At 73.5% G+C, this 23,701-nt stretch carries 21 protein-coding genes and 3 pseudogenes; 14 read left to right on the top strand and 10 right to left on the bottom strand.

What is annotated here, in order from left to right:
- Positions 1 to 464: transposase family protein (locus tag KPL57_RS54060; protein WP_308253144.1), on the top strand; the 464-nt coding region annotated here is incomplete at its 5' end.
- An 876-nt stretch (positions 465 to 1,340) separates the two neighbouring features.
- On the opposite strand, the gene KPL57_RS73060 is transcribed toward KPL57_RS54060, so the two are convergent.
- Entirely contained in the window at positions 1,341 to 1,820 is a 480-nt protein-coding gene (locus tag KPL57_RS73060) for a recombinase family protein (RefSeq protein WP_226358138.1), read from the bottom strand.
- A 6-nt stretch (positions 1,821 to 1,826) separates the two neighbouring features.
- Here KPL57_RS73060 and KPL57_RS54070 point away from each other — a divergent pair, with 6 nt between their 5' ends.
- Both KPL57_RS54070 and KPL57_RS54075 read left to right on the top strand, forming a co-directional pair.
- On the top strand, positions 1,827 to 2,123 hold the full coding sequence (locus tag KPL57_RS54070; protein ID WP_226358139.1) for a hypothetical protein: 297 nt from the start codon (positions 1,827 to 1,829) through the stop codon (positions 2,121 to 2,123).
- Positions 2,124 to 2,133: 10 nt separating this feature from the next.
- Positions 2,134 to 2,886, top strand: coding sequence for a class I SAM-dependent methyltransferase (locus KPL57_RS54075; protein ID WP_226358140.1), 753 nt, complete (start codon positions 2,134 to 2,136; stop codon positions 2,884 to 2,886).
- A gap of 160 nt (positions 2,887 to 3,046) precedes the next feature.
- Here KPL57_RS54075 and KPL57_RS70970 read toward each other — a convergent pair whose 3' ends face one another.
- From KPL57_RS70970 to KPL57_RS54090, 4 genes are all read right to left on the bottom strand, one after another.
- Complete coding sequence (locus KPL57_RS70970) at positions 3,047 to 3,265, bottom strand: hypothetical protein (protein ID WP_308253145.1); 219 nt, start codon at positions 3,263 to 3,265, stop codon at positions 3,047 to 3,049.
- A 5-nt stretch (positions 3,266 to 3,270) separates the two neighbouring features.
- Positions 3,271 to 3,750, bottom strand: a complete 480-nt coding sequence (locus tag KPL57_RS54080) for an iron-sulfur cluster assembly protein (protein ID WP_308253146.1) — start codon at positions 3,748 to 3,750, stop codon at positions 3,271 to 3,273.
- A gap of 35 nt (positions 3,751 to 3,785) precedes the next feature.
- Complete coding sequence (locus tag KPL57_RS54085; protein ID WP_020625500.1) at positions 3,786 to 4,853, bottom strand: amidohydrolase family protein; 1,068 nt, start codon at positions 4,851 to 4,853, stop codon at positions 3,786 to 3,788.
- An 87-nt stretch (positions 4,854 to 4,940) separates the two neighbouring features.
- Positions 4,941 to 5,969, bottom strand: a complete 1,029-nt coding sequence (locus tag KPL57_RS54090) for an NAD(P)-dependent alcohol dehydrogenase (RefSeq protein ID WP_226358141.1) — start codon at positions 5,967 to 5,969, stop codon at positions 4,941 to 4,943.
- Between the two features lie 188 nt (positions 5,970 to 6,157).
- Between KPL57_RS54090 and KPL57_RS54095 the strand changes: the two genes are divergently transcribed.
- The 3 genes and pseudogenes from KPL57_RS54095 (at position 6,158) to KPL57_RS54105 (ending at position 8,718) form a co-directional block, all read left to right on the top strand.
- Positions 6,158 to 6,469 carry a DUF4442 domain-containing protein gene (locus tag KPL57_RS54095; RefSeq protein ID WP_226358142.1) on the top strand — a complete coding sequence of 104 codons (312 nt, stop codon included), beginning with the start codon at positions 6,158 to 6,160 and terminating at the stop codon, positions 6,467 to 6,469.
- A gap of 168 nt (positions 6,470 to 6,637) precedes the next feature.
- A pseudogene (locus tag KPL57_RS54100) lies at positions 6,638 to 7,296 on the top strand (NAD(P)H-binding protein).
- A 19-nt stretch (positions 7,297 to 7,315) separates the two neighbouring features.
- Positions 7,316 to 8,718, top strand: a pseudogene (locus KPL57_RS54105) (NAD(P)/FAD-dependent oxidoreductase).
- 48 nt (positions 8,719 to 8,766) lie between these two features.
- Here the strand turns inward: KPL57_RS54105 and KPL57_RS54110 are convergent.
- Positions 8,767 to 9,654: a DUF6474 family protein gene (locus KPL57_RS54110; protein ID WP_226358143.1), complete on the bottom strand. Its 888-nt coding sequence runs from the start codon at positions 9,652 to 9,654 to the stop codon at positions 8,767 to 8,769.
- A gap of 156 nt (positions 9,655 to 9,810) precedes the next feature.
- Between KPL57_RS54110 and KPL57_RS54115 the strand changes: the two genes are divergently transcribed.
- Positions 9,811 to 11,541: a TM0106 family RecB-like putative nuclease gene (locus KPL57_RS54115; RefSeq protein ID WP_226358144.1), complete on the top strand. Its 1,731-nt coding sequence runs from the start codon at positions 9,811 to 9,813 to the stop codon at positions 11,539 to 11,541.
- Between the two features lie 24 nt (positions 11,542 to 11,565).
- Positions 11,566 to 13,374 carry a gamma-glutamyltransferase family protein gene (locus KPL57_RS54120; protein WP_226358145.1) on the top strand — a complete coding sequence of 603 codons (1,809 nt, stop codon included), beginning with the start codon at positions 11,566 to 11,568 and terminating at the stop codon, positions 13,372 to 13,374.
- A gap of 97 nt (positions 13,375 to 13,471) precedes the next feature.
- On the opposite strand, the gene KPL57_RS68170 is transcribed toward KPL57_RS54120, so the two are convergent.
- From KPL57_RS68170 to KPL57_RS54135, 4 genes and pseudogenes are all read right to left on the bottom strand, one after another.
- On the bottom strand, positions 13,472 to 13,603 hold the full coding sequence (locus KPL57_RS68170) for a hypothetical protein (RefSeq protein ID WP_264199762.1): 132 nt from the start codon (positions 13,601 to 13,603) through the stop codon (positions 13,472 to 13,474).
- A gap of 11 nt (positions 13,604 to 13,614) precedes the next feature.
- A complete protein-coding gene (locus KPL57_RS70975) occupies positions 13,615 to 15,051 on the bottom strand; it encodes a carboxypeptidase regulatory-like domain-containing protein (RefSeq protein WP_374203922.1) in 1,437 nt (478 codons plus the stop codon).
- Positions 15,037 to 16,271 (bottom strand): annotated as a pseudogene (locus tag KPL57_RS73065) (MDR family MFS transporter); the annotation flags it as partial. The gene KPL57_RS70975 and the pseudogene KPL57_RS73065, both read right to left, overlap by 15 nt.
- A 2-nt stretch (positions 16,272 to 16,273) precedes the next feature.
- Positions 16,274 to 16,759: a MarR family winged helix-turn-helix transcriptional regulator gene (locus KPL57_RS54135; protein ID WP_226358146.1), complete on the bottom strand. Its 486-nt coding sequence runs from the start codon at positions 16,757 to 16,759 to the stop codon at positions 16,274 to 16,276.
- Positions 16,760 to 17,069: 310 nt separating this feature from the next.
- Between KPL57_RS54135 and KPL57_RS54140 the strand changes: the two genes are divergently transcribed.
- From KPL57_RS54140 to KPL57_RS54165, 6 genes are all read left to right on the top strand, one after another.
- Positions 17,070 to 17,387: a hypothetical protein gene (locus tag KPL57_RS54140; protein ID WP_226358147.1), complete on the top strand. Its 318-nt coding sequence runs from the start codon at positions 17,070 to 17,072 to the stop codon at positions 17,385 to 17,387.
- A gap of 355 nt (positions 17,388 to 17,742) precedes the next feature.
- A complete protein-coding gene (locus KPL57_RS54145) occupies positions 17,743 to 18,183 on the top strand; it encodes a hypothetical protein (RefSeq protein ID WP_020627063.1) in 441 nt (146 codons plus the stop codon).
- A gap of 8 nt (positions 18,184 to 18,191) precedes the next feature.
- Positions 18,192 to 19,070 (top strand): DNA-formamidopyrimidine glycosylase family protein, encoded by an 879-nt coding sequence (locus tag KPL57_RS54150; RefSeq protein ID WP_226358148.1) that lies wholly within the window; start codon positions 18,192 to 18,194, stop codon positions 19,068 to 19,070.
- Between the two features lie 32 nt (positions 19,071 to 19,102).
- Positions 19,103 to 20,314: a sensor histidine kinase gene (locus tag KPL57_RS54155; RefSeq protein WP_226358149.1), complete on the top strand. Its 1,212-nt coding sequence runs from the start codon at positions 19,103 to 19,105 to the stop codon at positions 20,312 to 20,314.
- Positions 20,315 to 20,512: 198 nt separating this feature from the next.
- Positions 20,513 to 21,148 carry a S49 family peptidase gene (locus KPL57_RS54160; RefSeq protein ID WP_374203921.1) on the top strand — a complete coding sequence of 212 codons (636 nt, stop codon included), beginning with the start codon at positions 20,513 to 20,515 and terminating at the stop codon, positions 21,146 to 21,148.
- 350 nt (positions 21,149 to 21,498) lie between these two features.
- Positions 21,499 to 22,347, top strand: coding sequence for a LytTR family DNA-binding domain-containing protein (locus tag KPL57_RS54165; RefSeq protein ID WP_020627059.1), 849 nt, complete (start codon positions 21,499 to 21,501; stop codon positions 22,345 to 22,347).
- Positions 22,348 to 23,701 lie beyond the last annotated feature (1,354 nt).

Below are 23,701 nucleotides of genomic sequence, written 5' to 3' on the forward strand. Positions count from 1 at the left end.
ATCGACGGAACCCTACTGCCCTGCTGGTCATGGACCGCCAATACCAGGTCTGTGGTCGGGCAAAGCATCGCACCACCGGCGTCGTCGTCCAGGTCGCAGCCACCCTGGAAGGGCAGCTGTCGTGGATCTCCGACCCGACCCCAGGCTCCCGACACGACCTACATTGCCCGACCAATCCGGCGCCCTCGACCACCTCGCCACATACCCACCGATCGGCGATAAAGGCTACATCCGGGCGCGGCATGCTCACCCCGTTCACAAAAAACAACCCGGCCGGGAACTTCTCGACTGGCAGAAAACCATTCAACAAGAGCCTCAACCGCACACGCGCCACCATCGAGCGAGTCATCGCCCATATCAAGTCGTGGGGAAAGTTCTCCACACAGACTACCGTCGACCCTACGCCACATTTTAAAACGACGATCTCGGCAGTCATCGGACTCATCTTCTACGCACTTACCTGACGGAGCCTGAAAGAAGCCTCGAGGTTTCCCCGGTTCCGAGCCAAACGTTTGCCGCCTTCAACAATAGCCACCCGGCCAGTGGCGATATCCCGGCTCGTCTGGGCGAGCTCAGCGCGTAGATGCTGCAATCGGCGTTGCTTCGTGGCCGTTCCCGCTGGTCGGCGTAGCCAGTAACAGTCTTACGTCGCCCAGGCACAGACATCCGGACCGCGATTTTATTCTTGGTCCGAGGATCGACATGCGGGACGGGAACGGCCAAGCGAGTCTCGATCACCGCGATCGCCTGCCTGTAGCGACTCACGCCGGGCAAGCTGGTTACGACGCTCCAGTCGATACCCGGCATCATTGTGCCGCACAATTGAACCAGCCCACCGCGACGATGACTGACTGGTGATATCTCGTTTACGCCGGGGCGAGGACACTTTTCTCCGGCGACACCCCCGCCGCCCGGACCGCGCGGCCAAGTCTCGACGCCTCAGGGACCCGATCAAACACGCGACCTGATCAAGCACCTCGTGCTCGGCAGAGGAGACCCGGATGGGGGTGGTCGTCCGCCATCCCGGTCGGCGCGGCGACCATGACCGGTGGTTCCAGCGGCCGCAGACCTGGCCCCGAGCCCCGAGAACTCACAGGCCGTCCCGCCCCACGCCGGTCTCGGCCGTGACTACCGCAGCCAGACGACGGGCCTTGGCTGACCGCTGCCCGTACAGACGCCAGCGAACGACGCGACGATCGCGATCATGTCTCGTACCAACTCCGCCTCCGCGGAACCGCCGCTAACCTCGTCCTCGCCGATATAGACCACACGAGTTCCCTGACCCGCCAACACGTGCTCGAACAATCCGGTACCAAATCGGGACAACCGGTCCGGATGTGTCACCAGCAACGTGCCGACCCTCGTTCCCGACACGCAGTCAAGGCACGCTTAAGTCCCGGCCGTCGGTCAGACAACCCCGACGCGACATCAGTGAAGACCTCTACCAGATCACCATGCTCAGACGCCGCAGCTCGGAGTCGAACAGCCTGCCGATCCAGATCTCCCTCAGCCTGTTGACGCCGCGACGACACCCGAGCATAAGCCACAACACCACTGACAGCCGCGCGACGATTCCGATCAACGGCAAGTGTTTCGACGTGCTGGCGCAGAAACACCCGACGACCACCCGGAGACCGATTATCCGGAAGCGTCCCCCGCTCGGTGTAGCGCCGCAGAGTACGAGTCGACACACCCAAATACCGGGCCGTCGTCCCCGCACTCCACCAGTCCTCACTCACAAGCAACAGCCTAGCAAGGAATGACCAACAGCGGCCAACAAAACATGGAGCAGTCCTGAACCCTTCCTGCTCGACGGGCACCTGACCGTGGCCGCGAGCGGGCGCGGCGGCCTGCTCGTACGGGTGGCCGCGGACCGCTCCGCGGCGCTGCTGGAGCGCCCGCGGACCGCACGCATGGTGATGGGCGGTCGCGAGATGGCCGGCTGGCTGTGGGTGACCGGCGAGCCCGACGTCGACGACCTCGACGGCCCGGAACTCGCCGGCTGGGTCGCCGAGGCGGTCGCGGTCGTGGAGACCCTGCCACCGAAGCGCGTCCGATCGAAGCCCGTCCGATCGGAGCGTCGAGCCGCGGGGACATCCCCACCGGGGCGCCCGCGGGGCTAGCGTCCGTGGGGTGAGCACCGCTGCCGCGTCCCCGCTGTCCGACCGCGTCCTGGCGGGAACGGCGCCGGGCTCGCGGCTGCTCGACGTCGGCTGCGGGGCCGGACGGCTGCTCGCCGATGCGACGGCGGCCGGGCTGGCCGTCACCGGCGTCGACACCGAACCCCGCGCGCTCGCCGCCGCGGAACGGGCCGTTCCCGGGGCGATGCTGCGGGTCGCCGACGCCCACGAGCTGCCCTTCGCCGAGGACGCGTTCGACCTGGTCGCGCTGGTGCAGGTGCTGGAGCACCTCACGAACCCGGTGCTCGCGCTGCGCGAGGCGGGCCGGGTGTGCGTGCCGGGCGGTGCGGTGCGGGCCACGGTCTGGGGCACCCCCGACGAGTGCGACGCCGCGGTCATCGGGGCGGCGCTCGCCCCGCTCACCGGGGCCGCGCCCCCGCCGCCGCAGAACAACCCCGGACCGGACCGCAGCGGCGTCGGCGCGCCCCCGCTGACCGACCCCGCCCGGCTGGAACGGCTGGCCGGCCTCGCCGGGCTGGCGGTCCGGGAGATCGCCGTCGTGCGGGTCCCGGTGGTGCACGACGACGCCGACGACCTCGTCGCCGGCGTGCTCGCGTCCGGTCCGGGGCGCCCCGCGGCGCGCCCCGCCGGCCCCGCCGCCGTCCGCGCGGCCCTGCTCGACGCCCTGGCCCCGTTCACGCACGGCGCGGGCTACCGCCTCACCGACACCGTCCGCGTCCTGGACGCCGGCCCGCCCGCGGGATGATCCACGGTTCGCGCGCTGATCCGTTCCCCGCGCGTGCCGTGACGCGCGCGGACTGCGGATCAGCGCGCGAACTGCGGCTCAGTGCGCGGACCCGGGGGCGTGCGCACGTCCGGGCCGCGTCCCTCGGGGAGGGGCGCGGCCCGGAGGTCGCGTGCGGTGGTCAGCGGACGGCGGTCGCCGCCGTCCGGCCGGTCTCGTAGCGGATCTTCAGCAGGCCCTTGCAGTACTCCCCGTTGGTCTCGATCCCGACCCGCTGCAACCGCGCGCGGCGCAGGTGCAGCGGGACCTGCTCGACGGTCACGGCGGTGCCGTCGGAGTGGATCAGCAGCGGTGCGTCGTCGCCGGCGGGCAGGCCGATCGTCCGCCGGCGGGTCCGCATCCGGGTCAGCTCCTCGTGTCGGCCTCGGTCCCGGCCAGCTCGCCGAGCGTCAGCCCGGCCAGCTCGTCGGGACCCCGGCCGGCGTCGACGAGCGGGCGGGCCACCCGGTCCTGGCCGGCCAGCGCGGCCTTGGCCAGGAACGTGTGCCGCAGCTCGTCCAGCTCGGCCGCGGCCTCCCCGTTGATCGAGCCCTCGAAGGACTTGACGAACCCGGCGTGCGCCGCGACCCCACCGTTGATCTCGTCGGAGGCGTGGTGGTCGGCCAGCGTCACCTCCGCCCTCGTCACTCCCGGTACCGCGGTCACCGCGTCGTAGGCGTCGGCGACCATCAGGAACGAGAAGTTCGGAGCGCAGAAGAACGTCGGCAGCCGGAGCCCGACGGTGACCTCACCGGCGGGCGAGACGGTCCACGACTCGACGAAGTCGAGCTCGGTGATCGGCTCGTCCAGCTCCGGGTCGAGCACCGTCCCCAGCGCGGACCACACGGCCTGCCGGAGCGGGCTCTCAGCAGGCCGCGGGGTCACGCCTGCGCCCCCGCCGTGTTGTCGACGAGCTCCTCGCCCGGTGCCATGGGCTCGTCGGCGGTGGTGTCGGGCAGCCGGCAGTCGGCCGGGACCTCGATGTCGTAGAGCTTCGCCGCGTTGAGGCCGAGGATCTTCTTCTTCGACGCGGTGGTGAGGCGCGGGTAGTCGGCGAACTGGTCGTCGTCGGGCATCTGCCAGTCGACCAGGCCCTCGACCTGCCACTTCGGCGTCCAGATGTTGTAGTCGCTGCCGAAGGTCATCTTGTCCTCGCCGACCCAGAACAGCAGCTCGCCCATCACCTTGGCGAAGAACTTCGGACGGGCGTGCATCAGGCCGCCGACGACGACCGACAGGCCGGCGTAGACGTTGGGCTCCTGCACCGCCATGAAGCAGAAGTCCTCGATGCGCGGCAGGCCGACGTGCTCGACGATGAAGTTCAGGCCCTGGAAGTCGGTGGCCGCGTGGTCGACGTCGGCGACGTCGAACGCGTCCTTGTCCAGCGGCCAGATCGTCGGGCCCTTGTGGACGTGGATGTTCTTGATGCCCAGCTCCTGGGCCCGCTCCAGGAAGCGATAGCACTCCGGGTCGGTGAGCTTGTAGCCGCGGGAGCTGCCGTTCCACTCCGCGGTGTAGAGCTTCACGCCCTTGTGCCGGTACTTCGCGCAGTCCGCCTCGAACTCCTTCATGCCCTCGTCGCCGTCACGCGGGTCGAAACGCCCGTTGACGATGATCCGGTCGCCCCACTTCTCCAGCAGCGCCGCGTTCTGGTCGGCGGTGTTGAAGCCGTTCTTGTACCACTCCTTGAGGTACGTCGACTGGAAGATCGAGTGGTCGACGTGGCCCTCGATGAAGACGTCGCGCTCGAAGTCGTCCTGCGAGACCTTGAGGTAGTGCTCCCAGTCCCAGTGGGTCTCGGGCGGGCCGAGCTGGTGGTAGCCGTAGAAGCAGTCGATCCAGCCCTTGGCGTACTGCTCGCGACCCTCGACCCAGTTCTCCCGGGAGGCGTCCCAGAAGTGGCTGTGGGAGTCGACGATGAAGTACTTCTCGCCGTCCTTCTCGTACATGTGGTTCCTCCTGCGTCAGCAGCTCTGCTGATCGGTGGTGGGTCAGGGAAAGAACGTTCGTCTTGTACGTACGTATGACTGACCAGGTCAGGGAACGAGGATCGCCCGGCCGCGGACCTTGCCCGCGTCCAGGTCGTGCAGCGCCTCCAGTGCCTGCTCGAGCTTGTACTGGACGGTGTGCAGGGTGACCTTCCCGGCCTGGGCCAGGACCATGAGCTCGGCCAGGTCGTTGTAGGTGCCGACGATGTTGCCGATGACGTTCTTCTCGCCGGCGACGAAGTCCAGCGTGGGGGCGGACAGGGTGCCGCCGTAGCCGAGGACGAAGTTGTAGCCGGCCGGGCCGGTCATCGCCCAGGCGTCGTTCTCCGCGCCCTGCTCGGCGACGAAGTCGAAGACCACCGTGGCGCCGCCGCCGGTGAGCTCCTGGACGGCCTCGACCTGGTTGCCGTCGGCGACGACCGTCTCCTCGGCGCCGATCTGCTTCGCCAGCTCCAGCGCGTCCGGGTTCCGGTCCACGACGATGATCTTGGTGGCGGTCAGCGCGGCGAGGGCCTGGATGCCGATGTGGCCCAGCCCGCCCGCGCCCTGCACGACCGCGGTGGTGCCCGGGTAGAGGAACGGCACCGCCTTGCGGACCGCGTGGTAGGCGGTGATGCCCGCGTCGGCGAGCGCGGCGACGTCGGCCGGGTTGGTGTCCGGGTTCAGCTTCACGCAGGACCGCGCGGTGGTGCGCAGGTACTCGGCCATGCCGCCATCGTTGTTGGACAGGCCGGGGAAGAACGCGTCCCCGGTGCACTGCATGTCGCGCCCGTAGCGGCACATGGTGCACAGGCCGCACGACGGCTGCGGGTGCAGGATGACGGTGTCGCCGACCTTCACGTTGGTGACGCCGTCGCCTACCGCGTGCACCCAGCCCGCGTTCTCGTGGCCGATCACGTAGGGCAGGTCGGGGTTCTGGATGTCGGCCCAGTCCCCGTCGATGATGTGGAGGTCGGTGCGGCACACGCCGGCACCGCCGATCTTGACGATGACGTCGAGCGGACCCTGGATCGTCGGTTCCTCGATCTCGTCGATCTGGGGATCCTGCTTGTACGCGTGCACCCGCACGGCCTTCACTGGCGGTACCTCCGAGCCTCGGACGCGCGGCGTTGCGCATCGTGGTGGTGGGACTAGGTGTGCCTGCTGTCACATCGATCTCAACCCCGTTGTGCACGACGGACAAGGGGGTTCGTTCTCGCACAGCGAGAACCGTGAGGAAACGGGCGTCGCTTTCCCTGGAGGTTACCGGCGAGTAGGGTCGGCTCATGGCTGATGACGCGAGCTGGGTCGCCGGTGCGATGACGCAGGCGGTGCCGTGGGTGACCACCGCCGGGATCACCTTCGGGGCGATCACCACCGACCGGGTCGAGGCGTTCCTCCCCGACCGCTCCGACCAGCACAACCACGTCGGCGGGCCGCACGCCGCGGTGATGTTCGGACTGGGCGAGACCGCCTCCGGCGCGGTCGGCCTGGCCGCGTTCGCCTCGGCCGGGGACCGCGCCGTACCGCTGGTCGTGCGCTCGGAGATCCGCTACCTCAAGCTCGCCAAGGGCGACCTGCGGCCGAGGCCGTGCTGACCCGCCCGGCCGGTGAGGTGCTCGCCGAGCTCGACGCCGGGACCCGCCCGGAGTTCACCGTCGACGTCACCATCACCGACGCCAGGGTGTGCAGACCGGTGCCATGACGATCGTCTGGACGCTCAAGCCGACCAAGCGGTGAGCGCCCGTCCGGCCTAGCGTGGCCGCATGGACGTGGTCATCGCCGGAGGACACGGACAGATCGCGCTGCGACTGTCCACCCTGCTCGCCGGGCAGGGGCACACCGTGCGCTCGATCGTGCGCAACCCCGACCACACCGACGAGGTGGCGGCCACCGGGGCGAGCCCGGTCGTGGCGGACCTGGAGAAGGTCTCCGCCGTGGACCTCGCGGGGCACCTGACCGGCGCCGACGCCGTCGTCTTCGCGGCGGGGGCCGGGCCGAACAGCGGTGTCGAGCGCAAGGAGACCGTGGACCGCGACGGGGCCACCCTGCTCGCCGACGCGGCCGCCGGGGCGGGCGTCCGCCGCTATCTGCTGATCTCCTCGTCCGGGGTGGACACCGAGCCCGACCCCGGCGCGGCGAGGTCTGGGCCGCCTACATCCGGGCGAAGAAGGCCGCCGAGGACGCGATCCGCGGCGACGGGCGCCTCGACGCGACGATCCTGCGCCCCGGGAAGCTCACGAACGACCCGGGCACCGGGCGGGTCACCCTCGCCCCGCCGCCGGTCGAGTACGGCGAGGTGACCCGCGACGACTCCGCCGCGGCCGTCGCCGCGCTGCTCGCCGCACCGTGGACGGCGGGGCTCACCCTGGAGCTGCGCGGCGGCGACACCGAGCTGGGTGACGCGGTCGCGGCCCTGGGGTGAGTGCGGAAGGGTCGGCCCCATGAGCGAGCACAGCTACGGCGTCGTCGTGATCGGAGCGGGCCCGGTCGGTGAGAACGCCGCTGGCTACGCGGTGGACGCCGGCCTGTCCGCGGCGCTGGTGGAGGCCGAGCTGGTCGGCGGGGAGTGCTCGTACTGGGCCTGCATCCCGTCGAAGGCACTGCTGCGCACCCCGCAGGCCGTCGCCGACGCCCGGCGGCTGCCCGGGGTGCGGGCCGAGTTCGACCCGGCGAAGGTCCTCGAACGCCGCACGAGCTTCACCTCCGACTGGGACGACGCCGGCCAGGTGCAGTGGGCCGAGGGTGCCGGGGTCACCGTGCTGCGTGGCCGGGGCGGCTGGCCGGGACCAGGCGCGTCGTCGTGACCGCGGCCGACGGCACCGAGACCGAGGTGACCGCGCGCCACGCCGTCGTCGTCGCGACCGGCAGCGTGCCGGTCGTCCCGAACGTCGCGGGGCTGGACACGGTCGAGTACTGGGGCTCGCGCGAGGCGACCTCGGTGAAGGAGGTCCCGCGCCGGCTCGGGGTGCTCGGCGGCGGTGTCGTCGGCTGCGAGATGGCGCTGGCCCACGCCCGCCTGGGTGCCCGGGTCACGCTGTTCAACCACGGCGACCGGGTGCTGCCGAGCGCCGAGCCGCAGGCCTCCGAACGGGTCGCGGCCGGGCTGCGGGAGGCAGGCGTCGACCTGCGGCTGGGCACCGGCCTGGACGAGGTGCGCCGGGCCGGGGACGCGACGGTGCTGCGCGGCGGCGGGGACGAGGTCGAGGTGGACCGGCTGCTCGTCGCGACCGGGCGCCGTCCGGCGACCGACGGGCTGGACCTGGACTCGGTCGGGGTGGGCCTCGGGCGGCGCGGCGAGATCGTCGTCGACGACTCGGGGCTGGCCGCCGGGGACTGGCTCTACGCCGTCGGCGACGTCAACGGGCGGGCCCCGCTCACCCACCAGGGCAAGTACCAGGCCCGGATCGCCGCGCACGCGATCGCCGCGCGCGCCGCGGGCCGTCCGCTCGACGACGCCGCCTGGGGCGAGGACGCGGCGACCGCCGACCACCACGCGGTGCCCCAGGTCGTGTTCACCGACCCCGAGGTCGCCTGGGTCGGCTGGACGGCGGCGGCCGCCCGCGCCGAGGGGCTCGACGTGCGGGTGGTCGACATGGACATCGCCGTCGCCGGGTCCTCGCTCACCGCGGACGACTGGTCCGGCCGGGTGATCGCCGTCGTCGACCCGCAGCGCGAGGTGCTGCTCGGGGTCACCTTCGTCGGGCCCGGGGTCGCCGAGCTGCTGCACGCGGCGACGATCGCCGTGGTCGGCGAGGTGCCGCTGTCCCGGCTGTGGCACGCCGTGCCCGCGTTCCCCACGATCAGCGAGGTGTGGCTGCGGCTGCTGGAGAACTACCGCGCGTAGCGCGCTCGACCCGCGGGCCCGGTGTCGACCGGGCCCGCAGGAGCGGGATCAGGAGCGGACGCCCAGGTGGTCGAGCAGACGGACCTCGAGGCGGTCCAGGTCGGCCGACACCGTGCGGAAGGCGGCCTTGCGGCGGGCGGCGGGCATGTTCTCCGCGGCCCGGACGGCGGCGGCGAGGTCGTGCAGCCGCGGCTCGGTCTCGTCGGCGAACCGCTTCGCGGCCTGGTCGCGGTCGACGGTCCCGTCCTCGCGCAGCTCGGTGATGGTGCGCGCGATTCGGGACAGCCGCGCGTGCAGCCGGCCACCGGGGCCGGAATAGCCGCCCAGCTCGTCCGGGGACACGCCGAGTCGCCGGGAGCGGTGGTCGTCGAGGCGGTGGCGCAGCGACCCGGCCGCAGCCATCGCGTACGGCGCCAGCAGCGGCGCGAGGACCTTGGCCATGCCCAGGTAGCGCTGGACCTTCTTGGCGTTCCACTCGCGGGCCCTGCGCTCGCGCTCGGCCTGCTTCGCGGCCAGCGTCTCGCTCTTGAGCCTGCCCTTCTCCGCGGCGTGCGCGGCCTTGGCCTCGGCCTTGCGGGCGCTCGCGTCGGCCTTCGCGGCGGCCTTGGCGACCTTCCGGTCGGCCGAGCGGGCCTTGAGGTCGGCCGAGCTCAGCAGGCTGCTCGCGGTGGCGGTGCCCTCCCCGACGGCGCGACGCGTGCTGCGCGCCGCCCTGCGGCCGGCCTTCTCCGCCCGTCGTGACGCCGCCTCGGCCTTCTTGCGGGCCTTCACCGCGCGCCGGTGCAGCTTCTCGGCGGCCTTGTCGGCGGTCTCGCGGGTGTACTCGAGGGTCTGGACCGTGGCCGACTGCACCCGTTCCGACGCGTCGACCGCCGCCTCCCTGGTCGCCGCCGCGGCGCGCTCGCCCGCGCTCGGCTTCCTGCGCAGCAGTCCCATGTCGTGTCCTCCCGGGTCGGCTCGGCAGATGATCGCCGTGTCGACGCAGCCTAGGGCCCCGCCCACCGCCCGCGCAGGACCGACACCACCCGGCCGGGGGAACGGCGCGTCACGCGGATCCGGTCCTGTCGGGGGTGGTCTCTACCCTCGGGAGCCGTGAGCACTTCGACCGGACCCCGTACCGCGCCCCGTGTCCTGCTGGACGCGGCGGCGCTGAGCGGGTGCCGCCGTCGGGTGCACCTGGACCACGACCCGTCGGCGTCGGAGCGGCCGCGGGCGCTGCAGGATCCGGCGATCGAGCAGCGCCGGGCCGACGCGGCGGCGCACCGGGAGCGGATCGGCGAGCTGCTCGCGCGCACCTGGGGTGCGGACTGGGCCAGCACCTGGCCGGACGGCGCGGCCGGGCCCACCGGGGCAGGCACCGGACCGCGGGCGGCCCGCGCGGAGCGCACGGCCGAGCTCGTCGCGGCCGGTGCGCCGCTGATCTGGGGCGCGGTCCTGCCCGTCGACGGCGACCGGCGCGGCACCGCGGAGCTGCTCGTGCGCGCGCCCACCGGGGGCTACGTCCCGCTGCTCGTCGTGCGCCGCCGGATCACCGATCCGGGGGAGGGGGCGCGCACCACCGCCGTCACCGACCCGTGGCCGCAGCGCGCCCGGCACGACCCGGACCGCAAGGTCCGCTCCCAGCCGCGTGACCTGCTGGCCCTGGCCCAGCTGACCCGGCTGCTGGAGGCCGCGGGCTGGGCGCCGCCGGAGTCGGCCCCGCGGCTCGGCGGTGTGATCGGGCTCGACGCGGACGTGGTCGTCTGGCACGACCTGCGGGCCGGGCACTGGCCCGGCGGCCGGTCCACGCTGGAGGAGTACGACGCCCGGTTCGCCGACCGCGCCGCCGTCGCCCGGTCCGCCGCGACCGGCGGCCCCGCGCTGGCGGCGCCGTCGCGGATCACCGAGTGCCGCCGCTGCCCCTGGTGGCCGACGTGCGAGGCCGAGCTGGAGGAGGTCGACGACGTCAGCCTGGTCGCCCACGGCGAGACGGCGCGGCTGCTGCGGGAGTCGGGCGTCGCGACCGTCGCGGGGCTGGCCGCGCTGGACCCGGCGGCCCCGCCCGCCGAGCTGACCGGTCCGCTGCCCGGGCCGCCGTTCTCCGACCTCGTCGCGCTGGCCCGCGCGCGCCGGCGGGGTCTCGCCGTCGCCCGCCGGGTGCCGCGGGTGCCGGTCACCCGCGCCGACGTCGAGGTCGACGTCGACATGGAGAGCTTCGGCGAGTCCGGCGCCTACCTGTGGGGTGCGCTGCTGACGCTGCCCGGCGGTGCCCGCGACGGCGACCCGGAGCCCGGCTACCGGGCGTTCGCGACCTGGGACCCGCTGCCCACCCGCGACGAGGGCCGCTCGTTCGGCGAGTTCTGGACCTGGTTCACCGGTGTGCGTGCGACCGCGCTCGCGTCCGGGCGCACGTTCGCCGCGTACTGCTACAACGAGCAGGCCGAGAACCGCTGGATGTTCGCCTCGGCGCAGCGGTTCGCCGGGATGCCCGGGGTGCCGACCGAGGCCGAGGTGCGCGCGTTCGTCGCGGACCCGTGCTGGGTGGACCTCTACGGCGTGGTCTCCACCTGGTTCCTGTGCGCGCAGGGCAAGGGGCTGAAGAAGATCGCCCCCGCCGCCGGGTTCTCGTGGCGGGACCCGGAGGCGGGTGGGGAGAACTCCATGCGCTGGTACCGCGCCGCCGTCGCGCTCGACGGCGGGGAGCCCGACCCGGTCCAGCGGGAGCGGCTGCTCGGCTACAACACCGACGACGTGCTGGCCACCCACGCGCTGCGGGAGTGGATGTCCTCGGACCGGGTGCTGGAGGTCCCACTGGTGAGCGAGCTGCGCGACGCCACCGGGTGAGCGCGTCCGTGTGAGGATGCCGGGGTGGCGCCTCGTGGATACGACCGGATCGGGCCGCACGGCGCGGTCAGCAGCACCCACCATCTCGGCACGGCCGCCGCGGCCACGGTGCTGGCGCGGGGCGGGAACGCCTTCGACGCCGCCGTCGCCTGCGGTTTCGTGCTGCAGGTGGTCGAGCCGCACCTGTGCGGGCCGGGTGGTGAGCTGCCCGCCGTGTTCGTCACCGCGACCGACCCGGTCCCGCGGGTGCTGTGCGCCCAGGGTGTCGCCCCGGCCGCCGCGACCGCGCAGCGGGTGCGCGACCTGGGCTGCGCGATCGTCCCCGGCACCGGCCTGCTCCCGGCGACGGTCCCCGGGGCCTGGGACGGCTGGCTGACCCTGCTCCGCGACCACGGCACCTGGGAGCTCGCGGACGTCCTCGCCCCGGCGCTGGACTACGCCGCGGGTGGGTTCCCGCTGGTCCCGCGGGTGCCCGCGGCCATCGGCACGGTCGCCGACCACTTCAGGGCGCACTGGCCGTCGTCGGCGGCGACGTGGCTGCCCGACGGCCGGGTCCCCGCCGTGGGCGAGCGAGTGCGGCTGCCCGTGCTGGCCGCGACCTGGCGCCGGCTGCTCGACGAGGCCGTCGGCCCGAGCCGGGAGGCACGCATCGACGCCGCCCGTGACGCATGGTACCGCGGGTTCGTCGCCGAGGAGATCGGCCGGTTCGCCGCGACCCCGGTCCGGGACGAGACCGGGCGCGACCACACCGGTCTGCTCACCGCCGACGACCTGGCCGGCTGGTCGGCGCACTACGAGGACGCGCTCGTCGCCGACGCCGGGTCGGGCTGGTCGGTCGCGAAGTGCGGCCCGTGGTCGCAGGGGCCGGTCCTGCTGCAGCAGCTGCGGCTGCTCGCCGGGCTGGACCTCGAACTGCCCGGTGGTGTCGCGACCCTCGACACGGTGCACGCCGCCGCCGAGGCCGCGAAGCTCGCCTTCGCCGACCGGGAGGCCTGGTACGGCGACGGCGCGCCCCCCGACCTGCTCGCCGACCTGCTCTCCGACGACTACACCGACGCCCGGCGGGGCCTGATCGGACCGGCGTCGGACGGCGGGCTGCGGCCCGGCTCGCCGGGTGGGCGCACCCCCCGGATCGGCGACTACGCGGCGACCCCGGGCGCCGGGCGCGGCTCCGGGACGGAGGGTCCGGGCACCGGCGAGCCGACGGTGTCGCGGGACGGCGTCGCCCGCGGGGACACGGTGCACGTCGACGTCGTCGACGCCGCCGGGAACATGATCTCGGTGACGCCGTCGGGGGGCTGGCTGCAGTCGTCGCCGACGATCCCGGAGCTGGGGTTCTGCCTCGGCACCCGCGGCCAGATGTTCTGGCTGGAGGAGGGGCTCGCCAGCACGCTCGCGCCCGGGCGGATGCCGCGCACGACGCTGTCGCCGTCGCTGGCGCTGCGCGACGGCGAGCCCACGCTGGCCTTCGGGACGCCCGGCGGGGACCAGCAGGACCAGTGGCAGCTCGCGTTCCTGCTCGCGCTCGTGCACGGCGGGCTGGACCTGCAGGCCGCGATCGACGCGCCGACCTGGCACTCGACGGCGTTCCCCGCGTCCTTCGCGCCCCGCGGCTGGGAGCCGCACGGCCTCGTCGTCGAGTCCCGGCTGGGGTCCGACACCCTCGCCGGGCTGACCCGCCGCGGGCACGCCGTGGACGACGCGGGCGCCTGGTCCCTGGGCCGGATGTGCGCGGTCGGGACCGGAGCCGCCGTCCCCGGGGGCGGCGGGCCCGGGACACTGCACGCCGCGGTCGACCCGCGGTCGGGGGTGGGCGCGGCGATCGCGCTGTAGCCGTCTCGCCGCCGGTGTCGCGCCGGAGACGGAGAACGCCCCGCCCCTCCCGTGACGGGAAGGACGGGGCGTTCCACGTGGAACACGGACGGGTGGGTCAGCGGTGCGCCTCGCCCCGCACGCCCTGCTCGCCCTCGCGGACGTGCCGCCCGTTCTGCGATCCGTTGCCCGACGCGGACCCGTTGCCGTTCGTGGACGTGTGCCCGTCGAGCGGAAGCGGGAACTCCACGTCGGAGTGGGTCACCCGGCACGGCTCGAGCGCGACCACCGTCGCGACCGGGGCGTAGCCGCTGGTCGCGAGGGTGTAGCTGCCCGCGGCAGGCCCTCGAAGGCGAAGTTCCCGTCCGGGCCGGACAGCCGCGACCCGACGACGGCGCCCTCGGCGTCGATCAGCGTGGCCAGCGCGTGCGCCACCGGGTGCCCGTCGGGCGCCGCGGTGACCCGGCCGGTGAGCCGGGAGCGCTGCGGCAGCCGCAGGTCCTGGACCGCCGTGCCGGAGCTCGGCACCTCGACGCCGACCGCCACCGGGTCGACGCCCTCGCCGGCCGCGGTGAGCGTGTAGCGCCCGGCCGGGACGCCGTCGAGCGCCCAGCGTCCGCCCTCCCCGGAGCGGCCGGCCGCGGCGACGTCGCCGCCGTGGTCGATCAGCGAGACGGTGACTCCGGGCAGCGGGGTGCCCGCGGCGTCGAGCACGGTGCCGCGGATGCCGCTGCTGATCGACAGCCGCACGTCGTGGCGGACCGGTTCGGTGCCGACCGAGACCGTGGCGGCGTGCGGCGGCAGCGCCGCGGAGGCCGCCACGACCAGGAAGCGCCCGGGCTCGTCGACGACGACGCGGTAGTGGCCGGCGCCGTCGGTGGTGGTGCGACCGACCTGGTCGCCGGACAGCCGGGTGACGGTGACGACCGCCCCGGGGACCGGCCCGCCGGTGCTGCCTTGGACCCGTCCGGTGACGGCCGGACCGTCGCCACCCGTGGAGTGCAGGTGGTCCAGGCCCGCGGCCGCGGCGGCGTCACCGACGGTGCCGTTGTGCGGCCGCGGCCGGGCCTGGGGTACCGGATGCTGCGGCTCCTGCCGGGCGACGACGGGCATCGGCGTGGTGGGCGGCGCGATGTCCGCTCCGCGCCCGCCGCCGTCGCCCCGGGTGGCGGGAGCGGGTGCCGGCGCGACCGTCGCCAGCGCCTCGGTCGGGACCGACGCGGCGGCACCACCCTCACCGGCGGCCTCGGCCAGGGCGGCCTGGGCACCGGACATGGTGCGCAGCGGCAGCTCCCGGATGAACAGCACCAGGACGAAGGCCACCGCGATCACGCAGGCCGCGATGAGGAACGCCAGCGTCATCGCGCTGGTGAAGCCCTCCTGGAACGGCGCGGCCAGCCGCGGGTCGATCCGCTGCAGGAACGAGGAGTCGGCGAGCACCGAGCTGGACAGGCCGCCGGCCTGGCCGGACTGGAGCGCCCCGACGACCTGCGCGTTGGCCGGGTCGGCCGCGACGGCGGGGTCGGTCAGCGCGGCCCGGAACGAGCTCGTGCCGAGCGCGGACCGGAGGGCGTCGGCGATCTTGTCGCCGGCGGTGGAGAACACCACCGACAGGAAGATCGCGGTGCCGAGCGTGCCGCCCATCTGTCGGAAGAACGTCACCGACGAGGTCGTGACGCCCATGTCGCGGGCGGGCATCGCGTTCTGCACGGCCAGCACCAGGGTCTGCATGCACAGTCCGAGGCCGAGGCCCAGCAGCGCCATGGTCAGGTCGAGCTGCCAGATCGGGATCGACGGCGTGACGGTCTGCCACAGCAGCACCATCGCGATCGTGATGAACGCGGTGCCGATCACCGGGAAGATCTTGTAGCGACCGGTGCGCGAGGTGAGCTGACCGGAGAGGATCGACGCGACCATGATCCCGCCGACCAGCGGCAGCATCATGAACCCGGCCTCGATCGGCGTCGCGCCGTGCACGATCTGCAGGAACTGCGGCAGCAGTGCGATGCCGCCGAACATCGCCATGCCGATGAGCAGGTTCAGCACCGCGGACAGCGAGAAGATGCCGGTGCGGAACAGGCGCAGCGGGATCAGCGCGGCGTCGCCGTAGGCCCGTTCGGCCAGCAGGAACAGCAGCAGGCCGACGACACCGATGACGTAGCAGACGATCGACGAGGTGGAGTCCCAGCCCCACTCGCGCCCCTGCTCGGCGACGATCAGCACCGGCACCAGGCACAGGGTCAGCGCCAGGGCGCCGGGCCAGTCGATCCGGGCCGGCCGCGGGACGTGCGGGATGTTCAGCACCCGCTGCACGACGACCAGCGCGACGAGTCCGATGGGGACGTTGACCAGGAAGATCCAGCGCCACCCGTCGAGCCCCGCGATCGAGTCCACACCGGACAGCAGGCCGCCGATGACCGGGCCGATCACGCTCGACGTGCCGAACACGGCGAGGAAGAAGCCCTGGTAGCGGCCCGCTCACGCGGCGGGACGATGTCGCCCAGGATGGTCAGCGCCAGCGACATCAGACCGCCCGCGCCGAGACCCTGCAGCGCGCGGAACGCGGCCAGGGAGTACATCGACCAGGCGAAGGTGCAGGCGATCGAGCCGATCAGGAAGATCGAGATCGCGGTCATGAACAGCGGCTTGCGGCCGAAGATGTCGGAGAGCTTGCCGTAGAGCGGGGTGGTGATCGTGCTGGTGATGAGGAAGGCCGTCGTCGCCCACGCCTGCAGGTTGAGACCCGACAGGTCGTCGGCGATGGTGCGGATCGCGGTCGAGACGACCGTCTGGTCCAGGGCGGCCAGGAACATGCCCAGCATCAGTCCACCCAGGACGGTCAGGATCTGCCGGTGCGTCAGCTCGCCGTCGCCGGTGGTGGTGGCGGGGCGCTGCGCACTGGCGGCAGCGGTGGACATTCTCAGGACTCCTGTGCTTCGAAGGTCTGGTAGTCGTCGAGGAAACGGCCGAGCAGGACGGTGAGGGCCTGGCGGTCGTCGGGGCTCCACGTGGCCAGGACGGTGGCGATGACCTCGGCGCGACGACGTCGCTCGGTCTCGATCACCCGGACGCCCTCCGGGGTCGCGGCGAGCAGCGAGGCGCGACCGTCGCCGGGGTCGGCCCGGCGCTCGACGAGCCCGGACTTGACCAACGACGACACCTGGCGGCTGATCGTGGAGGGATCGGAGTGGAAGGTGGCGGCGACCTCGCCGGCTCGTTGCGGGCCGACGAAGTGCAGGTGGGTCAGCACGTGGTAGCCGGCCATGTCGACGATCATCTCCGGCCGGTGCCGCTCGGCGGACCGCTTCACCTGGCGGACCAGCAGGAACAGCTCCCGGACGATCGAGTCGGCGAGTTCCAGGTCGGCATCGGCGGGTTCGGCGGCGGCAGCCTGTGCGGTGCTCATCGCGGACCCCTCTCGGTAGTGCGTGTACCACGCAACTAGTTGACTCGCGCAAGCATGCGCCGATGCGTTGCGCAATGCAAAGTAATTGGCCGTGAGCTGCGCCACCTGGTCCGCCGCCTGACCACGGAGCGGATCGTGATCACTCCACAGCGGACCCGAGCGGTTCACACGAAGGGGTGGTGCACACTTCTGTAGAGGTGCGCTGTCCCACCTCGAACGTCATCGACGGGACGACCCGGCTGCCGCTGACGTGGTGACGTGCCACTACCGTGCGGTGCACTCACGCATCGCGCCCGGAGGGACACCGCCCGTGCCGCTCGCCCGTCACCTCGCCGGACCGGCCCTGCTGGTCGCGACCGCCGCCCTGCTCGCGGGGTGCGCCCAGCCGGGGCAGCTCGGCCACGGGCCCGCCACCCCCTCCGACGACGGGTGGACGGCGGAGATCGTCCCCGCCGACCCGGGACCGCCACCGACCACCGCGGTGGCCGTACCGGGGAACGGCGAGTGGCCGGCGCGTCCGATCACCGGTGCGACCGATCCCCAGGGGCGGATCGAACGGCCCGTGGAGATCTCGACCCCGGGCCCCGCGGACATGCTCGTCCGCGAGGAAGAGCCTGCTCCCCGGTGAGTCCACCGGCTGGGTCCGCCACCCCGGGACGATGCTGACGGCGGTCCGCGGCGGGACGGTCACGGTCGTGCGGGCGGACCGGCGCGACCCCCAGACCTTCGGGACCGGCGAGGCGTTCTTCCTGGGGACGGCGAGCCGTCGGAGGTCCGCAACGACGGTGGCGTCACCGTCCAGCTCCTGCGTTCCGGTCTGCTCGCCCCCGGCGCCCCCGAACGCGAGCCCGTCCGGCCCGCCTGCTGACCCCCACCACCCCGCCCCCACCCACCACCTCGGAGTGGCGGGCGCGTGAGGGCTCGGATCTGTCGGTGCCCTGTGGGAACATCGTCGGTGGTACCGGGGCAGGGGAGCGGACACCTTGACGACGAAGACGGTCATCGCGGCGGACTACCGTGAATGGCAGGTGAGCCGGCGGATCGAGTGGACCACGCCGGCGGTCGGTGACGAGTTCGAGCACGACGTCGACGCGGGCAACGGCGCGGTCGTGCTGATCCTCGGCACGCTGGCGTTCTTCTGGCTGGTCCTCATCGTCTGGGTGCCCGACGGTGTGGTCTTCCCCTGGTTCTACTGGCTCGTCGTCATCGTCGGACTGGGCTTCTTCCCGTTCCGCTGGCTGCTGCGCAGGCCGTTCACGATCACCGCGAAGACCCAGGGCGGCTACGACCTGCCCCCGGAGAAGTGGACGGGCATGGTGCGCGGGCTCGCCACCGCGCGCGAGGAGACCAAGGTGGTCGTGCGCAGCCTGAAGAACCGCTCGACGCCCGGCCACGCGGACAGCCCGCTGCAGCCGATCAACTAGGAGTCGCGGTGCCCGAACTGCCCGAGGTGGAGGCCCTGGCCCACCACCTGCGTGAGCACGCCGTGTACCGCCCGGTGGCCAGGGTGGACCTGGCCTCGATGAGCGCGCTGAAGACGTTCGACCCGCCGGTGTCGGCGCTGGTGGGCCGGGTGGTGACCGGGGCGTCGCGGTTCGGGAAGTTCCTGTCGCTCGACTTCGCCGACCGGCCCGACGCCGGTCCGTTGCACCTGGTCACGCACCTGTCCCGGGCCGGCTGGCTGCGCTGGCACACCACCGCGGGCGTCACCCCGCCCAGACCGGGTCGCGGCCCGTTGCAGCTGCGGGTGCACCTCGACCAGGTCGGCGGGCCGGGCTTCGACCTCACCGAGCAGGGCACCCAGAAGCGGCTCGCCGTGTACCTGGTGGGCGACCCGGCGCAGGTCCCTGGCATCGCGAAGCTGGGCCCGGACGCACTGGAGCTGAGCCGGCCGGGCCTCGACGAGCTGCTCGACGGCGACAACCGCAGGCTCAAGACCCTGCTGACCGACCAGTCGACGCTCGCCGGCATCGGCAACGCCTACTCCGACGAGATCCTGCACACCGCGCGCCTGTCGCCCTACGCCACCGCGTTCCGGCTCGACGCCGCCGCCCGGGACACCCTGTTCGAGTCGCTGCACGCCGTGCTGTCCGACGCGGTGTCCCGCTCGGTCGGCCAGGGCGCCGCCGAGCTCAAGGGGGAGAAGCGCTCCGGGCTGCGCGTGCACGCCCGCACCGGGCTGCCCTGCCCGGTCTGCGGCGACACCGTGCGCGAGGTGTCGTTCGCGGAGAGATCATTCCAGTACTGTCCGACCTGCCAGACCGGGGGGAAACCGCTCGCCGACCGCCGCCTGTCCCGGTTGGTGCGCTAGTGGCGGGCGCGGGAACGGGGGTACTCGCAGTCGTGGACGGATCCACCACGCTCACCCCCTCCATGGCGCTGCTGCTCGTGGTGGCGGTCGTCGTCGCCGTCGTCGCGGTGTTCTTCTTCCTGTGGCAGCGCAACCGGCGCAACACGATGGTGTCGCCGCTGGCCAAGGCCACGTTCTCCGCGCTGCACACGGTCGCGCTGGCCGCGCCGGTGCTGCGGGAGGGGCTGTCGTCGCGCTCGGCGTCGCAGGCGCTGCCCTACCTGCGCCAGCTGCTGGAGACCACGGCGATGGCGATGACCGACTCGCGTGGCACGGTCCTGGGCTGGGACGGCAGCGCCGACCAGCACCAGCAGGACGTGCAGACGCTCGCGGACACGGTCGTCCGGACCGGCCGCATGGAGCTGATGAGCCACACCGCCATCAAGTGCAACCAGCCGGGCTGCGAGGTGCGCGGGATCGTCGTCGTCCCGCTGGAGAGCGACGGGAACATCATCGGCACGCTGGCCGCGCTCACCCCCTCGACGGCCGGCCCCCCGGTTCTGCGGGCCACCGGCGAGGTCGCGCGCTACGTCTCCAGCCAGCTGGAGCTCGCCGAGCTCGACGACTCCCGCGCCCGGCTCAACCGGGCCGAGGTCCGCGCCCTGCGCGCCCAGATCTCGCCGCACTTCGTCTACAACGCACTGACCACGATCGCCTCGTTCATCCGCACCGACCCGGCCCGGGCCCGTGAGCTGCTCATCGAGTTCGCCGACTTCACCCGCTACTCGTTCCGCTCGGCCGGCGAGTACACGACGCTGCTCGACGAGCTGAACAACATCGAGCGCTACGTGCGGCTGGAGAAGGCCCGCTTCGGCAACCGGCTCAACATCAAGCTCCAGATCGACCAGGAGGTGCAGAACGTCGTCCTGCCCTTCCTCGCCCTGCAGCCCCTGGTGGAGAACGCTGTCCGGCACGGGCTGTCCGGCAAGCCCAACGGCGGCACCGTCACCATCCGCGCGGAGAACGCCGGCTCGGAGTGCGTGATCGTCGTCGAGGACGACGGCGTCGGCATGGACCCGGCCCGGCTCAACGAGGACCTCGACGACGCCCATCTCTCCGGCGCGCACGTCGGCCTCGGCAACGTCGACGACCGCATGCGCTCGGCCTTCGGCGACAACTTCGGCCTCGTCGTCGACACCAACATCGGCGCCGGAATGAAGATCACGCTGCGGGTGCCGAAGTTCCGGGCGGGCATCCGGGCCTGACCCGGGGGCGTCCGTGGTGGCCCTCCGGCGCCTTGCTGGGCCGTACGGGTGAACCGCGCGAGGGCGAGATGTGCCGATCCGGTCACACCACGTCACCCTGTGCGCGCGCGTACGGTGGGACGGCATGGACGTCCTGCGTATTCCCGCGGCGGGACCTCGCGTCTGCCCGGCAGGCTGGGTGAGTCGGTCGGCCCCCCGGTGGTGTCGGTCGTCCGGCTGCAGGGCGTCATCAGTGCCCAGGCCGCGCCGGTGCCGCGCCAGGTGCTCAGCATCTCCTCGCTGGAGAAGGTGCTGGAGCGGGCCTTCGCGCCCGAGCGGCTCGCCGCCGTCGCGCTGGTGATCAACTCCCCGGGCGGCTCGCCCACCCAGTCCGAGCTGATCGGGAACCGCATCCGCGCACTGGCGGCGGAGAAGGACGTGCCGGTGCTGGCGTTCTGCGAGGACGTCGCCGCGTCCGGCGGCTACTGGCTGGCCTGCGCCGCCGACGAGATCTACGCCTGCTCCACCTCGGTCGTCGGCTCGATCGGCGTGATCAGCGCCGGGTTCGGGCTCGACGGCCTGATCGAGCGGTGGGGCGTGACCCGGCGGCTGCACACCGCGGGCGGGTCGAAGTCGCGGCTGGACCCGTTCCTGCCGAGCGGCCGGAGGACGTCGCCTGGCTCACCGGTCTGCAGGAACAGCTGCACGAGCGGTTCACCGGATGGGTGCGCGAGCGGCGCGGGGACCGGCTCGCGACCGACACCGAGCTGTTCGACGGCGAGGTGTGGCTGGGCGAGCGGGCCCGCGCGCTGGGCCTGGTGGACGGCATCGGCAGCAGCGCCCACGACGTCCTGACCGAACGCTTCCCCCACGCCGAGCAGCGCCCGGTGGAGCAGCGCAGGCCGTTGCTCGCCCGCCTGGGTGCGGGCGGATCCGCGGCCCGGACCGGCCTCCCCGGCGGTGTCGCGGGGCCGGGCACGAGCTGCTCTCCGCCCTCGAGACACGGGCGGCGTGGGCCCGTTACGGGCTGTGACACCGGTGACTGGGCGTACCACGACCGAGCTGCACCCCGTGTCCGGACGGTCACCGATCCGGTTCGTGCCCTGGCATCACGCGCGTCGGCACGTCACCATGGTCGCGGCGCCGGGCGATCATCGAGCGGATGGGCTTCCCGGCGCAGGCTGAGGAAGCAGGATGAGGAGATCGTGGACAGCAACGACACCACCCGCGGACTGGTCGTTCTCGCGGTGGACGACGAGCAGCCCGCGCTCGAGGAGATGGCCTTCCTGCTCGACGAGGACCCGCGCGTCGCGACGGTCCTCAAGGCCGGCGAGTCCACCGAGGCACTGCGCATCCTGAACGGCCGCCGGGCCGGGGCGGCCGCGGGTCCCGGTGCGGGGGGCGGCGCGGACGTCGCCGAGCAGACCGACATCGACGCGGTGTTCCTCGACATCCGCATGCCCGGCCTCGATGGCCTGGAGCTGGCCCGGGTGCTGCAGAACATGGCCGTGCAGCCGGCGATCGTCTTCGTCACCGCGCACGACGACCGTGCGGTCGACGCCTACGACGTGGGTGCCATCGACTACCTGCTCAAGCCGCTGCGCACCGAGCGGCTCTCCGCCGCACTCGACCGGATCCTGTCGACCCGTCGCAGCGGACCGGTCGAGACCGTCCGCGAGGAGAGCGGTGGCGACGACGAGGTCATCCCCGTCGAGCTGGCCGGCACCACGAAGCTGGTACCGCGGTCTGCCGTGCGCTACGTCGAGGCCCAGGGCGACTACGCCCGGCTGCACACCACCGAGGGCAGCCACCTCGTCCGGATCCCGCTGTCGGTGCTCGAGGACCGCTGGCGCGACGCCGGCTTCGTGCGCATCCACCGCTCGTTCCTAGTGGCGCTGCCGCTGGTCACCGAGCTGCGGCTGGCCGGGTCCGGCTACGTCGTGCGCATCGGCTCCGGCCCGGAGACCGCGGAGCTGCCGGTCAGCCGTCGGCACACCCGTGAACTGAAGGACCGCCTCGTCCGTGCGACCAAGCAGGCGTGGAGCCAGAGGTGAACAGGTCCACCGGCGGCGTCTCGCCGTCGGTGCGTCCGCAGTCCGACCGGGCCGCGGACGATCTCGACGGGTCCGACCGGCCCGGCACCGGACCCGACGCGACGGTCGCCGGCCCGCGCGCGGACCAGGGCGCCCCCGCGCCCGAGGACCGGCCGGATCCCGCTCGGTCGCGCCCGTACCCGGACGGCGCCGTCGCCGGTCTCGACGCCTGGAACCCGGCGCTCGAACACCGTAACCGCCGGGTCGCCCTCGCACCGGAGCCTGCCGGGAACGCCATCCCGGCCCAGCCGCGCGGCTCGTACGCGTCCGGCCCGCACCCGCGGCCGGCCGACGGGTACCGGCCCGGTGGTGGCCCCGGGCCGCGTCCGGCCCCCCGGCCGACCCCCGCCCGGAACCGACCGCCACCCCCGGATCCGAGGGGGCCGTTCTGCGCGCCGCCGGTCCCGCTCCGGCCGCGCCCGGGCCCACCGGCGGCCCGACCTCCGGCGCCCCGAGGCCCGGCGCTCCGACGCCCGGCGCCTCGACGCCCACGGCCTCGACGTCCAGCGCCTCGTCCTCCAGTGGCGGCGTTGCCCGTGACACCGCTCCCGACGACCGCGTCCCCGGTCACCGGGGCCCGGTCACCCCGGGTCCCAGCAACCCGGGATCCGGCAACCCGGGATCCGGCAACCCGGGATCCGGCGACCGGACCTCCCCGCGACCGGGAGGCGACCGCTGCGACCGGGGGCCGCGCCGCTCGCCGTGCCCGTCGGCGCGGCGGAGGAACCCGCCGCCGACGGCGGCGCCGGCTGGCCCAGGCCGAGATCGCCCGTCGCGTCGCGGACCGGGCCGGGGGGACCGGCCGGCACGCCCGCGTCGACCCGTCCCCGACGCCGCACCGGGACCGTGGGCAGGCCGACCCCGACGACGCGCCGGCGCCCTCTCCGACCACGACGACCCGCCCCGCGGCGCCGCCGCTCGTGGCGTCGCGACCGGCGCCGGGACCGCCACGCCGCCTGCCGTACCCACCGCGCCGCAGCCCGCCCCGACTCCGCCCCGCCCCGAGCCCGCGCGGCGCGACTTCGCACGGTGTGACCCGCGCGACAAGACGCCGCGCGACACGACGCCGCACGGTGCGACCCCGCGCGGTGCGACCCCGCACGAGGGCGGCTACGCCCCGGACGACGGCGACCCCGAGGACCGTGACCCCGACGCGCGCGAGACCTACGGCCCGCCGGTCCACCCCACCCGCGCTCGCCCGGCTCGGCCGCGCGCGAACCTCGTGCCGGACCCGTACGCCCCGGAGGGTGTGCGCCCCGGTCCCGGCTGGCCGCCGGTCCCCGCCGCGACCCCGGCACCGGACGTCGTCGACAGC

It is taken from the genome of Pseudonocardia sp. ICBG601, assembly GCF_020496245.1.

What these genes read in the sequence shown, in the direction of transcription:
- KPL57_RS70970 (WP_308253145.1), bottom strand. Translation starts at nt 3,265, where the DNA reads ATGCGGACCCGCCGGCGGACGATCGGCCTGCCCGCCGGCGACGACGCA.
- KPL57_RS54085 (WP_020625500.1), bottom strand. Translation starts at nt 4,853, where the DNA reads ATGTACGAGAAGGACGGCGAGAAGTACTTCATCGTCGACTCCCACAGC.
- KPL57_RS54095 (WP_226358142.1), top strand. Translation starts at nt 6,158, where the DNA reads ATGGCTGATGACGCGAGCTGGGTCGCCGGTGCGATGACGCAGGCGGTG.
- KPL57_RS54110 (WP_226358143.1), bottom strand. Translation starts at nt 9,654, where the DNA reads ATGGGACTGCTGCGCAGGAAGCCGAGCGCGGGCGAGCGCGCCGCGGCG.
- KPL57_RS70975 (WP_374203922.1), bottom strand. Translation starts at nt 15,051, where the DNA reads ATGCCCGCCCGCGACATGGGCGTCACGACCTCGTCGGTGACGTTCTTC.
- KPL57_RS54135 (WP_226358146.1), bottom strand. Translation starts at nt 16,759, where the DNA reads ATGAGCACCGCACAGGCTGCCGCCGCCGAACCCGCCGATGCCGACCTG.